16 protein-coding genes and 1 pseudogene are annotated in these 11964 nt (G+C 42.0%); 7 read left to right on the forward strand and 10 right to left on the reverse strand.

Annotated features, from left to right (window positions below; genetic code table 11):
* Window positions 1-11 precede the first annotated feature (11 nt).
* Complete coding sequence (locus Len3610_RS09340) at window positions 12-1181, forward strand: MalY/PatB family protein (RefSeq protein ID WP_176447710.1); 1170 nt, start codon at window positions 12-14, stop codon at window positions 1179-1181.
* 50 nt (window positions 1182-1231) lie between these two features.
* On the opposite strand, the gene Len3610_RS09345 is transcribed toward Len3610_RS09340, so the two are convergent.
* From Len3610_RS09345 to Len3610_RS09355, 3 genes are all read right to left on the reverse strand, one after another.
* Entirely contained in the window at window positions 1232-1408 is a 177-nt protein-coding gene (locus Len3610_RS09345) for a hypothetical protein (protein ID WP_176447711.1), read from the reverse strand.
* Window positions 1409-1984: a superoxide dismutase family protein gene (locus tag Len3610_RS09350; RefSeq protein WP_176447712.1), complete on the reverse strand. Its 576-nt coding sequence runs from the start codon at window positions 1982-1984 to the stop codon at window positions 1409-1411.
* Between the two features lie 88 nt (window positions 1985-2072).
* The gene (locus Len3610_RS09355; RefSeq protein ID WP_255259936.1) at window positions 2073-2309 is read right to left on the reverse strand and encodes a hypothetical protein; all 237 of its coding nucleotides are present in this window, start codon (window positions 2307-2309) and stop codon (window positions 2073-2075) included.
* Window positions 2310-2379: 70 nt separating this feature from the next.
* On the opposite strand from Len3610_RS09355, the gene Len3610_RS09360 reads away from it, so the two are divergent.
* Window positions 2380-2772, forward strand: coding sequence for a kinase-associated lipoprotein KapB (locus tag Len3610_RS09360; protein WP_176447713.1), 393 nt, complete (start codon window positions 2380-2382; stop codon window positions 2770-2772).
* 245 nt (window positions 2773-3017) lie between these two features.
* Here the strand turns inward: Len3610_RS09360 and Len3610_RS09365 are convergent, their stop codons facing one another.
* The gene (locus Len3610_RS09365) at window positions 3018-3281 is read right to left on the reverse strand and encodes a phosphocarrier protein HPr (protein ID WP_176447714.1); all 264 of its coding nucleotides are present in this window, start codon (window positions 3279-3281) and stop codon (window positions 3018-3020) included.
* A 207-nt stretch (window positions 3282-3488) separates the two neighbouring features.
* Between Len3610_RS09365 and deoD the strand changes: the two genes are divergently transcribed.
* From deoD to Len3610_RS09380, 3 genes are all read left to right on the forward strand, one after another.
* Window positions 3489-4196 (forward strand): purine-nucleoside phosphorylase, encoded by a 708-nt coding sequence (gene deoD / locus Len3610_RS09370; RefSeq protein ID WP_176447715.1) that lies wholly within the window; start codon window positions 3489-3491, stop codon window positions 4194-4196.
* A 161-nt stretch (window positions 4197-4357) separates the two neighbouring features.
* The gene (locus tag Len3610_RS09375; protein ID WP_176447716.1) at window positions 4358-4957 is read left to right on the forward strand and encodes a biotin transporter BioY; all 600 of its coding nucleotides are present in this window, start codon (window positions 4358-4360) and stop codon (window positions 4955-4957) included.
* A 150-nt stretch (window positions 4958-5107) separates the two neighbouring features.
* Window positions 5108-5581, forward strand: a complete 474-nt coding sequence (locus Len3610_RS09380; RefSeq protein ID WP_176447717.1) for a divergent PAP2 family protein — start codon at window positions 5108-5110, stop codon at window positions 5579-5581.
* Window positions 5582-5677: 96 nt separating this feature from the next.
* Here the strand turns inward: Len3610_RS09380 and Len3610_RS09385 are convergent, their stop codons facing one another.
* From Len3610_RS09385 to Len3610_RS09395, 3 genes and pseudogenes are all read right to left on the reverse strand, one after another.
* Window positions 5678-6334, reverse strand: coding sequence for a 3D domain-containing protein (locus Len3610_RS09385; RefSeq protein WP_176447718.1), 657 nt, complete (start codon window positions 6332-6334; stop codon window positions 5678-5680).
* Between the two features lie 242 nt (window positions 6335-6576).
* Window positions 6577-6889, reverse strand: a pseudogene (locus Len3610_RS09390) (YuiB family protein).
* Window positions 6890-6983: 94 nt separating this feature from the next.
* A complete protein-coding gene (locus Len3610_RS09395; protein ID WP_176447719.1) occupies window positions 6984-8198 on the reverse strand; it encodes an NAD(P)/FAD-dependent oxidoreductase in 1215 nt (404 codons plus the stop codon).
* Window positions 8199-8517: 319 nt separating this feature from the next.
* Between Len3610_RS09395 and Len3610_RS09400 the strand changes: the two genes are divergently transcribed.
* A complete protein-coding gene (locus Len3610_RS09400) occupies window positions 8518-9504 on the forward strand; it encodes an NAD(P)/FAD-dependent oxidoreductase (protein WP_176447720.1) in 987 nt (328 codons plus the stop codon).
* A gap of 165 nt (window positions 9505-9669) precedes the next feature.
* Here the strand turns inward: Len3610_RS09400 and Len3610_RS09405 are convergent, their stop codons facing one another.
* Together Len3610_RS09405 and Len3610_RS09410 are read right to left on the reverse strand one after the other, a co-directional pair.
* Window positions 9670-10026: a HesB/IscA family protein gene (locus Len3610_RS09405; RefSeq protein ID WP_176447721.1), complete on the reverse strand. Its 357-nt coding sequence runs from the start codon at window positions 10024-10026 to the stop codon at window positions 9670-9672.
* An 88-nt stretch (window positions 10027-10114) separates the two neighbouring features.
* The gene (locus tag Len3610_RS09410) at window positions 10115-10465 is read right to left on the reverse strand and encodes a YuzD family protein (protein WP_176447722.1); all 351 of its coding nucleotides are present in this window, start codon (window positions 10463-10465) and stop codon (window positions 10115-10117) included.
* A 151-nt stretch (window positions 10466-10616) separates the two neighbouring features.
* Between Len3610_RS09410 and Len3610_RS09415 the strand changes: the two genes are divergently transcribed.
* On the forward strand, window positions 10617-10841 hold the full coding sequence (locus Len3610_RS09415; protein ID WP_135110106.1) for a NifU family protein: 225 nt from the start codon (window positions 10617-10619) through the stop codon (window positions 10839-10841).
* A 150-nt stretch (window positions 10842-10991) separates the two neighbouring features.
* Here the strand turns inward: Len3610_RS09415 and Len3610_RS09420 are convergent, their stop codons facing one another.
* Window positions 10992-11954, reverse strand: coding sequence for a 2-hydroxyacid dehydrogenase (locus Len3610_RS09420; RefSeq protein ID WP_176447723.1), 963 nt, complete (start codon window positions 11952-11954; stop codon window positions 10992-10994).
* Window positions 11955-11964: the final 10 nt, after the last annotated feature.

The raw sequence follows: 11964 nt of genomic DNA on the forward strand, positions 1-11964 counted from the left end.
GGAGGTTACCAATGGATTTTTTTGACAAAGTACATAACCGCAACAATACCCGCTCAGTTAAATGGGACATGCGAAGGGCTATGTTTCAATCTGATGACGTACTGCCGATGTGGGTTGCTGATATGGACTTCCAGGCGCCTGAAGCTGTCAGTAATGCATTAATCGAAAGGGCCAGGCACGGGATTTACGGATACACGATCATTGATGATGATGTTATCAATCCAATCATTAACTGGATTTCCAAACGTCACAACTGGGATATTCAAAAAGAATGGCTTTCATTCAGCCCTGGTGTCATAGCCAGTTTACATATGGCTGTCCAGGCTTTCACCGAACCAGGTGATGATATTCTGATTCAAACGCCTGTCTATACCCCCTTTTACAGTGTCATTGAATCACATGGCAGAAACGTTGTAAAAAGTCCACTACTGCAGCAAGATCACTATTATCAAATTGATTTTGCCGATTTTGAAGAGAAATTGAAGCAGGGTGTATCAGCTTTTATCTTGTGCTCACCGCATAATCCGGTCGGCCGGGTATGGAAACAAGAAGAGCTCGAGGAGATGGCCCGGCTATGCCTGAAATATGATGTGCTGATTCTGTCGGATGAAATTCACGCAGATTTGATTTACCCAGGCGAAATGCATATTCCGATCGCCTCACTATCAGATGATGTCGCAGCGAAGACCATTACATTTATGTCACCATCGAAAACCTTTAATCTGGCTGGACTGCAAGCATCCTATATCATCACACCTGACAAAGAGACAAGGGAGACCTTGAATAAGCACTTGTCTAACCAAGGACACCATATGCTCAACACGATGGGCAATACGGCGATGGAGGCAGCCTATCGATATGGTGAAGAATGGCTTGATGAACTCCGGAACGTGCTAGAAAATCATAAAAATTACGTCACTGACATGCTGGAGGAAAAAACCGATGTATTAACTGTCACGCGCTCGGAAGGCACGTATTTACTTTGGATTGACTGCAGTAAATTAGATATGAACAGCAAAGAATTAAAGAAATTCATGAACGAAACGGCTAAAGTTGGGTTTAACGCTGGCGTTGACTATGGTGACGAAGGTGAGATGTTTATGCGCATGAATATCGCCTGTCCGCGGGAAACACTGGAAGAAGGTGTCAACCGGCTTATTGATGCCGTAAACAACCGTTAAGCAATCAGATGAAGAAAAAAGGGCAGACCAGTTAGTTGGTCTACCCTTTTTTAGTGCCCTAATGATATTTTTAGCGCTTCTGCCGATGTTCCTGCTCTTCTGCTGATGTTGCCGCTCTTCTGCTGATATTCCTGTTCTTCTGCTGATACTCCTGGTTTTTGCAGGTGTTGCCACTCTTCCGCTGATAACGCTGTCCCGTTAAACTCTTTTTTTCCAACAATAACCACTTATTCTCCCTGATCCTCATTAAAATTAGTCGGATCAGTCGGTGTTTCGGCTGATTCTTTTTCATCCGTTGCTATAATTCCGCATACTATTCTGGCACCGGATTCTCCGCCTGGCTGGCTGACACCATCATCCTGTCCTTCATGGATAACGAGTGATGTGCCTTCCCCGTCAAGCAATGATTTTTTACCGTCCATTAACGTAGCTTCCGGAAGCATTAATTCAGCTTCCACAAGCCCATCCGGGTCCGCTTCGATATTCGGCAGATCCCCGAGGTGTGAGCCTTCCGGGTGCATCAGTCCATGCTCATTGCCATCCGGATTAAAATGGCTGCCGGCCGTCGTGAAATCCGGCTGGTCACATTTCGGATATTCATGAACATGAATCCCATGATAACCCGGGTCAAGCCCCTCAAGCTCAACTTTAAAATCGACACCTCCATCACCTTCCGTCAATTGAACCGTCCCAATCATATCACCAGACGAATTATACATATCAACCGTCCGGGACGTTTGGTCCGTTTCCTGGCAAGCAGTTATGAAGAACATGAATAATACGACCCATAATACCTTCTTCATGAATGTTGCTCCTTTGCAGTTACTTTATTTTCAGTATCTGCAGTTCAGCCCAAAATTAAACAGGCTCATTTTCTAAATAAGCCTGTTTTCAATCGTAATCCTCATTTGATGTTTGTTGGTATTCCTCATCCACTTTTTCTGCTTCTTTTTTAGATTTTTTTATGAAATATTTCAAGGCTATAGCGGCCCCGATAATAAAAATAGTCAATATGATGATGGAAGGTATATATTCTGTTTTATCTTCCGGAAAATAAAGAAATTCCATGCCCATATAGTCAATCACGCCCTTTGTCTTTATTATAGCACCTATCGCATTCAAATTCATACAACAGAATCCAAACAATTGCCGAAACCGGATAAAGTTTGGCACAATAGGGTAAAGGAGGTTACGAGAAATGGCAATTTCCATTGGAGACATTGTTGAGGTAAAATATAATTCAGGTAAATACATAGGCGAGGTATTGGAAGACCGCGGTGAACGTTATTTAGTCAAGGTCCAAGCCGTTGTCAAACATCCGATGCAAGGTGATCTGCATAATCCCGGTGAAACGGAAGGTGTCTTTTTTCAGGAGCGAAAAGCCCTTGCACACTACGAAAAAATGAACGTTGTTAAGTCCGCCGTTAAAAGTTTTGACGGTGAAGTACCTGACTACCAGGAATCATTGCAGGAAGCCGTCGCTGACATAAAACAAAAGCTTTCCCAAAAAGATACCGCATTCAACCAACAGTCCCTGAAACAGATTGAAGAGCTCGAACAGCACACATACACAAAAAGCTACTACAGGTAAAGCGAGGCTTCATTCAATGGGGTGCTTTTTCCCCATTGAATGTTAGTCCGAGCAGAATCGGACATTTATGGTCAGTTAGCCGCCGTTCTTGGGCGGGTTATTGACCATTATATGCGGGGTAAAGCGAAACTTCAACCGTTACATACGGGGTAACAAAACGGAGCTAGCGGACAATCATCCCTAGCTCCACAGTTTTTGTGCATAAAAATACATTGTGATTGAAAACTCTTTTAAAACTCCGGTCCTTACTCACCCAGATGTTCGTTGACTACCTCGGTAACACCTTTAATCGCCTCAGCTTCATCCCCGCCTGTTGCGGTGATTTTAACCTCGGCTCCTTTAGGGATCCCAAGAGACATAACGCCCATAATCGATTTAAGATTAACGTCTTTGCCATTATATGAAATTTCAATTTCCGATTCGAATTGCCCGGCCTTATTTACCAGCAGTGTTGCCGGACGTGCATGCACCCCGGTATCCGCTGTAATCGTAAACGTTTTTTCCTCCATTGCTTTTCATCCTTCCAAAAATAAATTCCTAACGTATGTATTCCGTTTATGGTGGAATACAATACATCAGTATTATTATATACAATTATGACGTATTTTGAAATAAAAATGCAACGAATCCTGTGTCAATTTCGCGAAATTTGTTTTTGAAAAGCCAATATGGTACCGTTATTTTGAATCAATTTGTATGTGGGAGGCGAATGTAACATGAGTGTCCATATTGGTGCAAATAAAGGTGACATCGCGGATAAAATTTTACTGCCGGGTGATCCGTTAAGGGCTAAATTCATCGCAGAAACATTTTTGGAGGATGTGACACAATACAACCAAGTACGCGGCATGTACGGTTTTACCGGTACATATAAAGGTGAACGGGTTTCCGTTCAGGGAACCGGGATGGGGGTGCCATCCATATCAATTTATGTTAACGAATTAATTCAGGAATATGATGTGCAAAAATTAATCCGCGTCGGTACATGCGGGGCGATTCAGGAGGATGTTAAAGTCCGGGATGTGATTCTCGCTCAGGGAGCAACAACTGATTCGCAAATGAACCGGATGATTTTTAATGGCATTGATTACGCTCCCCTCGCTGATTTCGAATTACTGAAAAATGCCTATGATACCGGAAAAGAACAAGGCTTGAATCTGCGTGTCGGGAATGTATTCACAAGTGATACGTTTTACCGGGATAATGCAAGAGAAATTAATGAGCTGCTGGCCAAATATAACGTGCTTGCGATTGAAATGGAGACGACAGCATTGTACACGCTTGCTGCCAAGTTTAATCGCCAGGCATTGACAGTTCTGACAGTATCCGATCATATCTTAACCGGAGAGGAAACATCCGCTGAAGAGCGTCAGACAACATTCCATGACATGATGGAAGTCGCCCTTGACTCAGCCTTGAAATAAGATATTACAGTTTATAGATTTAATGGCAACAACAACCTTTGAGAAAACAGTCTTTATTGTTAAAGGCTGTTTTTTTACCCCTTAAATGTTAACCATTAATGATTAAGCGTTGACAATTAATTCAATTCAAACTATTATCTTGTATATGGAGAGGGTTAACAATGACTAAATTACGTACGACCAACTTAACATTCAGTGCAATCTTTGTATGTCTGATGGCAATCGGCGCTAACATTACAGTGTGGTTCCCGATGCTGGCTATACCAATTGGCGGGGCAACTGTACCATTATCCTTGCAGACATTTTTTGCGACCATCGCCGGATTGATGCTCGGTAAAAGACTTGGGGCGTTCGCTATGATGACGTACATTTTAATTGGCATAGCAGGATTGCCGGTGTTTTCCCAGCTGAAGGCAGGTCCGATGCAGCTTTTTTTACCAACCGGCGGATTCATCATTTCCTTTATATTCGTGGCTTTTTTTGCAGGGCTGATTGCAGAACGATGCAAAAAACCATCCTATCCAATGTATATACTGGCAGCATTTACTGGACTGATTTTCAATTATGGCATTGGCGTCACCTACATGTATGTTGCCATAAATACATGGCTGGAACTCCAAATCTCTTATACACTTGCCTGGTCCGGTATGATTCCATTTCTGATTAAAGATACAGGTTTAGCCTGCTTGGCCGCTGTGTTTATGTTGAACTTGGTAAAACGGATCCCATCCAGGTGGATCTCAACAGTCAAAGCTTCCTGAGCCTATACCGTACAAAATTTAAAACTGTCCTTTCTATGTTAAATTCGCAGAGGATTATGATAAAATAACCTCATACATATATTGTTATTAAATTTGTGAGTGGTTAGACTGTATATTGTTAACAGCAATAGAGAGGATGTTCCTGCATACATGGACTATTTTGTCAATTTCCCATTATGGGCGGCATTATCCGCTATTGGTTTCGCTCAAGTTATCAAAATTCCGATCAGGCTGGTTGCCACAAGAGAATTTAAACCTGGTTTAGCTTTCTCCACAGGCGGCATGCCAAGCAGTCATTCCGCTGCTGTCGCTGCATTGACGACCGGAGTTGGCATTGTAGAGGGAACAGATTCAGTCATGTTTGCCGTATCAACTGTTTTCAGTGTCATCATCATGTTTGATGCCTCCGGTGTTCGCAGACAGGCTGGTGAACAAGCAATTGTCATTAATCAACTAGTGAAGGATTTTCAATATTTTAGAGAAGGCGCGAAAGACTGGAATCAAAAAGAAGAAAACCAAAAACGGAAGGAACTTAAAGAGCTCCTCGGGCACCAGCCCATTGAAGTGTTTTTTGGCGGATTATCAGGAATAGCCATAGCCTTTTTTCTATATCAGTTTTATTAGCGCTGCTTAAACAACACATTGTCATCGCGCGAAACCAACATCTTTGTTAAAAATTTTAAAAAGCCGTCCCGACGCATTTGGGACGGCTTTTCATAATCAGCCCTCAATAATTTGGTTTCGAAAGACTTGCATGGATTCATCTTCATTCAAATTGTTCAGAACTTCTTCACTCAGGTGGCCGTCACCTTCTTCAATAATGTAAACTTCCACCTCTTGTTTTCCCCATTCGGAATAGACATCGTCAACAGTCTCATAATACAAATCAATTTTATTTCCTGTAATGGCACCGCCTTTATCCGCGACTACGCCATAGCCATAACCTGGAATAAACATAATCGTCCCAATTGGGTAAATGTCCAAATCAGCTGCTATAGTAGAATATAAGTCTCGTTTAACCTGAACACCTGAATAGGTTATGCCAAATTCCGGATGATCCGGTGTTTTACCAGTTGATTCCACACCAGCTGTGTACCCGGTTGCCGTTACAGTGGCACTGGGGTATTGTTCAGTATTCACATATTCTTCCAATGATTCCGGTCCTTCAATATGTTCACTTGAAATATAGCGTTCCTGCTGCTTCTTTGTATTCAATTGCTTATCTTTTAACATAACATCCCGTTGCTCAGCTTTATCATGGGATTTCACCGCTGATGATGCCTCATTTTGAAATGTCCAGGCTTGCACATCTGAAATCGAAATATTTGAGATGGACGATATCGTTACAAAAAATGCTCCTAAAAATAAAAGAGTCATCGCCGTTCTTCTGAATAAATTCATTTTTTTCAATGATAACACCTTTCCGGCAGTATGCTACTTCTGGTGTAACAGTTTGAGATAGTCAGTACCTGCAAACCATCCACCCAATTAACTGCCTACTTGGACAGTGTTACCAGATTTATCATTAATATACGTTATAAACTTAAAAAGATATTTGAATATTATGAAGTGACACTTAATAAGGACTCAACGCTTTTAATGAGTGATATAATATTGCCCTAAAACATTTGATAACCACTTTTCCGCAAAAGCTTGATGACAAAGCCGGAAACGATTGTCCCGACAAAACCCGCTGCAAGAATCGTTATATCCGCAGCTGTTATCGCAGCCAATCCTGAGAAAGCCCTGGCCAAACGCATCACCCGGTGACGTGAAGTATTCCATGGTTGAAATATCATCTACAATCATTAATACGATAAACGGATAAATAAATGCCATCAGCCAAGTACGGCGCAATAGCATATTTAATATAAACGCCAGTCCAAAAAATATGATAAAAAACAATAAAATGGAAACAACAAACTGTATCAACCTTGTATCTCCCTTCGCTGTGCATACAGGTTTTATTTTATAACAAATAAAAGAAAAAGCAAAGACAGCAAGCTCGTCTTTGCTTCCGAAAATTTCAGTGAAAAATATTAAATTTGCCTTTTCGCATCAACAGATTAAAACCGCCCAACTTAAATAAATAACGGTTATCTATGATCTTTTTCAAGAGAACAGCTTTCCAGCCGACCAATTGACGGTTATTCAAAACATTGCCAATCGCATCGGTTTGACCAAGCGATGCTACCGTTCCGAGCAAATGTGGTTTAAATGACTGAAACTCAGATCCATCGATTAATGCTTTGACGTTTCGTGCAACCGTTTCAGACTCCTGAACAGCAATTTGTGCTGTTGGCGGATAAGGCTTCCCGTTCTTATCCTCAATCATTGCACAATCCCCTATGACAAACACATCATCATAGTCCGGAGCCCGCATATCCTGCCGTACTTTAACTTTACCCTGACTATGATCCAATCCTGCCTTTTCAATAAGCGAATTAGCACGAACACCTGCCGCCCAGACTGTCGTATAGGTTGGTATTTCCACTAGTTTTCCATCTTTCTCATAAACAACCCGATCCGATTTACATTCTTTCAACGTGGCTTCTGTTATAAATTCAACACCTCGTGACTCAAGCGAACTCATCGCATATTCTGCAAGCTGCTGGTCAAACCCCGGTAAAATCGTTGGCGTCTTTTCGATATTAACAATCCGTATCATTGTCTTATTAATATCGTATTCTTCACAAAGCTCAGGAATGCGGTTTGCCAGCTCACCCAAAAATTCAATACCTGTGAAGCCACCCCCGCCGACAACGATGTTAAGTCTTTCCGGTTTTTGTTCCTCTTCATGCTGATATTTCGCAAAGTTATATTGAAGATGTTCCTTGATTAGACGAGCGTTATTAATACTTCCAATCGTGAATGCGTGTTCTTCCAAACCGGTTACGCCACATACTGCAGTTTCAAAACCTAAACCTATAACGAGAATGTCGTACTGTAATTCACTGTCAGCCAATTTAACTTTCTTCTCATCCGGTTTGATTGAAACAACTGTATCCAATATGAATTCCGTTTTCTGCAGATTGATAACCTCTTTGACCGGAATCCGTGTCCGGTCATGATGCAATGTTCCGGCTGCGTTCTCATGCAGCCAGGTTGTTTGATAATGGTAATCATTTTTATTGACAAGCGTCAATGTTGCATCATGCTCAGACAACATCTTTTCAAGCTTGACTGCGGTCATGATACCTCCATATCCTGCGCCTAAAACAACAATACGCGGCTTCCCCATTGTATCATCACTTCCATTAAAAAATTCTGTCTATAAATCGAAAAAGTTTCTTTCTTTGTCAATTTCGTTTAGTTACATCATCTATTCTTTCATTTAAAATGAAATGTGTTAGTTACTAATTTGTAATGCAACTGTAATCCATTCCATATCATATTGGTTTTTCAACCTTGTTTCAAGACAAACAAACACTTTCCGTCAAATTAAATTTTTCAGATATTTCATTTCATAACTTGGTTTTTTTTCAAGTAGATTAATACACATCATTAGTCTTTTTATGATACGATACCCATGGTGTATTAAAATTAATGGGGGGACATCCATGACAGATAAAGTTTATGACGTTACCATTATTGGAGCTGGTCCCGCTGGCTTATTCACCGCATTTTATGGTGGAATGCGACAAGCAAGCGTTAAAATAATGGAAAGCTTACCTCATACTGGGGGGCAATTAACTGCCCTGTACCCAGAGAAATATATATACGATGTTGCTGGATTCCCGGGTGTTCGGGCACAGGATTTAGTGGACAACCTCGAAGAACAGGCCATGATGTTTGACCCAACGATTGTGCTTGGACAATCGGTTGAAGAAGTGGAGCGCCTTGAAGATGATACATTTAAATTAACCTCCAACAATGGCGAGGAACATTTTACGAAAACAATCATCATTACAGCCGGGAACGGTGCTTTTCAGCCGCGCCGTTTAAACGTTGAAGGGTGCGATCAATTTGAAGGCGTGAATTTACATTATCATGTAAAAGACATGAACGCTTACCAGGGGCAGAACGTTATGCTTCTTGGCGGTGGTGACTCAGCGGTGGACTGGGCTCTCATGCTGGAACCGATTGCCGAAAAAGTCACATTGGTCCACCGCCGGGATAAATTCAGAGCACACGAACACAGTGTTGAACAATTGAAGAATTCCAGCGTCGATGTTGTAACACCTTATATACCGACTGCCATCAGCGGTAACGGGGAAATTGAGACAGTTACATTAAGCGAGGCTAAAGGAGATTCAACCATTGAAGTCGATGTTGATTCAGTCCTTTGTAATTACGGTTTTGTATCATCGCTAGGTTCAATTAAAAATTGGGGCCTTGAAATTGAGAAAAACAGTATTGTCGTCAATTCACGGATGGAAACCAATATTCCCGGCATTTATGCTGCCGGTGACGTTACAACCTATTCCGGAAAAGTAAACCTGATTGCCACCGGATTCGGGGAGGGTCCGACAGCAATCAATAACGCGAAACAATATATCGATCCAAAAGCACGTATCCAGCCTAAGCATTCAACTGCGATGTTTTAGGAAAAAACGCTGGAGCGTCTTTTCAGATGTCGGAGGGAAGAAGTCGGATTGGAGGGGATCGGCGAGTGTGCCGATTTCTGTTTTTAAAACATCACCCTGAATTTTATACTTCTTTATAAAAAGCCAGAGCGCTTCATGAAAGACGCTCTGGCTTTTTCAATCCTATTAGCATTTTTCCGGTGAGCCCACTCGGCGGTCGGTTCTGAATGACGATCCGCAGCCGCATGATACGATCGCGTTTGGATTATCGATACTGAAGCCGCCACCCATCATATTTTGTTTAAAATCAATGGTCGTTCCTTCGATAATCGGTGCATCCTGCTTATTGATAACAACCGGAATGCCATTTATGTCCTCAACCATATCCAGTTCGTCATTCACGTCATGATCAAACCCCAATGAATAGGAGAGTCCGCTGCAGCCGCCTCCCTGAATGCCAAAACGCAAACGGGCGCCTGCCTCCTCTTCCTTCATCATCTCTTTAACCTGATCTGCGGCACCTTCTGTGATTGAAATAACCATATTTATGTCCTCCTCTTTTAAAGATGAGTCAACTTAATTGTTACTCTCCAGTATACAAACTATCAAGCAACGATTCAACGATTATAACTTATTGGGACATAGAGTCTGACCCTCTGTCCCATTCAACGGCTCCATTTTTGTCCAGTTCCCGGTAAATGGTTTTTAATCCGGGAATCCCCTCAGCGACGATTTCATCATTCACTAATACCAGCGGATAAAAAAACTCGTCCTCTAAAATACGTTCTGCTAATTCTTGATGCTTTTCCTCATCCGGAGGCTCTTCAATATCGATATACGTGTATGAAATTTTGTCATCACTATATTTTCTGCCTATTGCAGCTTGCAGCCATTCATACGTTTCCCAAGACCCTGGTGCACCGACACAGCTTGCACAAATCTGTTCTGCCCCGTAAACTGTAATCAGGATATTGTTATCCATATCAGGTCCCCCCTTAAACGTTTGATTAATTTCATTTTACAAAAAGCCTGATAAAAGATAAAATAAAAGTAACTAATGAGTGTCAAAATAATGGATAGATTTTTTGAGTAATCCGTTTTATAATGGTAACAAGGAAAGGAGAAGATGGATAATGCAAGAGCAGGTACAAGAGGTATTAACCAAACTCCGTCCATTTTTATTGCGTGATGGCGGTGACGTTGAGCTTATTGATGTAGATGATGACGGCATTGTACTTATTCGTCTCATGGGTGCATGCGGCAACTGTCCAAGTTCCACGATCACTTTAAAAGCCGGAATCGAGCGCGCATTGAGATCCGAAGTTCCGGGCGTGACAGAAATCGAACAAGTATTTTAAAACATATAGAATTGAAGGCAGATTTCCGGATCTGCCTTTTTATTACGAAATAAAATTTAAATGACACGTTTTCAATGCAGAAATCGGCTAACTCGCCGATTTCTTCCAATCCGACCTCTGGCATCTGAAAAGACGCATCAGCGTTTTTTCTTAGTTCACCGGTGTCATGGCCTGTGCCCCATTCAATACCTCTTTTAAGTTATCAAGGCAAAGTTCAAGCATTTTTGTCCGGGTAGCGACACTTGCCGAACCGATATGCGGAAGACAAACAACGTTATCCAGCTTCATAAGCGGATGCTCTGCTGAAATCGGCTCCTGATTAAATACATCAAGCCCCGCAGCCCGGATTGTATTGGCGGTAAGCGCATCATGCAATGCTTGTTCGTCAACTGTAGCACCGCGGGAAACATTGATGAAAACAGCGGACGATTTCATGTTTTGAAAAGCTTGTTCATTAAACATCTCCTTTGTTTCTTCCGTTAAAGGAATCAGCGAAACAACAAAATCCGCCTCTTTCATTAATTCGGTAAATTCGCAGTATACAGCTCCCAATTCCTGCTCAGCTTTTACTTTCCTCGAACGGTTGTGATACAAAATGGACATGTCGAAGCCTTTAGCACGTCTGGCAACGGCCTCTCCAATTCTGCCCATGCCAACAATCCCAATTTTCTTTCCATGGATGTCGGAGCCCGCCAGTAAGTATGGAGACCAATATTCCCATTTATCGTCACGGATATAGTCATTTGCCTCGACTATTCTGCGTGCTGTTGCCATCAGCAGCGCAAATGCCAAATCAGCTGTTGTTTCCGTCAGGACGTCAGGTGTGTTCGTCACAACAACGCCATGTTCCCGAGCCGCTTCCACATCAATATTGTCATAACCAACCGCCATATTGGCCACAATCTTCAAATGTTTGGCGGCAGCAAGGAACTCCTTATCAATCGCTTCTGTTAATAAACATAAAACACCATCAGCCGAAGCAGCTTCACTGAGCAGCACATCCCGTGGTACAGGTGTCTCTTCCTTATCCCACATCCGAAAGTCAAACGAATCCTGATAAGGCTGCAAAATATCATCCGGGATTTTTCGCGTAATATAGATGACAGGTTTCATTGCATATAGC

It is taken from the genome of Lentibacillus sp. CBA3610, from assembly GCF_013373365.1.
Taxonomy (GTDB): Bacteria; Bacillota; Bacilli; order Bacillales; family Amphibacillaceae; genus Lentibacillus.

What these genes read in the sequence shown, in the direction of transcription:
- Len3610_RS09340 (WP_176447710.1), top strand. Translation starts at nt 12, where the DNA reads ATGGATTTTTTTGACAAAGTACATAACCGCAACAATACCCGCTCAGTT.
- Len3610_RS09350 (WP_176447712.1), bottom strand. Translation starts at nt 1,984, where the DNA reads ATGAAGAAGGTATTATGGGTCGTATTATTCATGTTCTTCATAACTGCT.
- Len3610_RS09355 (WP_255259936.1), bottom strand. Translation starts at nt 2,309, where the DNA reads ATGAATTTGAATGCGATAGGTGCTATAATAAAGACAAAGGGCGTGATT.
- Len3610_RS09360 (WP_176447713.1), top strand. Translation starts at nt 2,380, where the DNA reads ATGGCAATTTCCATTGGAGACATTGTTGAGGTAAAATATAATTCAGGT.
- Len3610_RS09365 (WP_176447714.1), bottom strand. Translation starts at nt 3,281, where the DNA reads ATGGAGGAAAAAACGTTTACGATTACAGCGGATACCGGGGTGCATGCA.
- deoD (WP_176447715.1), top strand. Translation starts at nt 3,489, where the DNA reads ATGAGTGTCCATATTGGTGCAAATAAAGGTGACATCGCGGATAAAATT.
- Len3610_RS09375 (WP_176447716.1), top strand. Translation starts at nt 4,358, where the DNA reads ATGACTAAATTACGTACGACCAACTTAACATTCAGTGCAATCTTTGTA.
- Len3610_RS09380 (WP_176447717.1), top strand. Translation starts at nt 5,108, where the DNA reads ATGGACTATTTTGTCAATTTCCCATTATGGGCGGCATTATCCGCTATT.
- Len3610_RS09385 (WP_176447718.1), bottom strand. Translation starts at nt 6,334, where the DNA reads ATGACTCTTTTATTTTTAGGAGCATTTTTTGTAACGATATCGTCCATC.
- Len3610_RS09395 (WP_176447719.1), bottom strand. Translation starts at nt 8,198, where the DNA reads ATGGGGAAGCCGCGTATTGTTGTTTTAGGCGCAGGATATGGAGGTATC.
- Len3610_RS09400 (WP_176447720.1), top strand. Translation starts at nt 8,518, where the DNA reads ATGACAGATAAAGTTTATGACGTTACCATTATTGGAGCTGGTCCCGCT.
- Len3610_RS09405 (WP_176447721.1), bottom strand. Translation starts at nt 10,026, where the DNA reads ATGGTTATTTCAATCACAGAAGGTGCCGCAGATCAGGTTAAAGAGATG.
- Len3610_RS09410 (WP_176447722.1), bottom strand. Translation starts at nt 10,465, where the DNA reads ATGGATAACAATATCCTGATTACAGTTTACGGGGCAGAACAGATTTGT.
- Len3610_RS09415 (WP_135110106.1), top strand. Translation starts at nt 10,617, where the DNA reads ATGCAAGAGCAGGTACAAGAGGTATTAACCAAACTCCGTCCATTTTTA.
- Len3610_RS09420 (WP_176447723.1), bottom strand. Translation starts at nt 11,954, where the DNA reads ATGAAACCTGTCATCTATATTACGCGAAAAATCCCGGATGATATTTTG.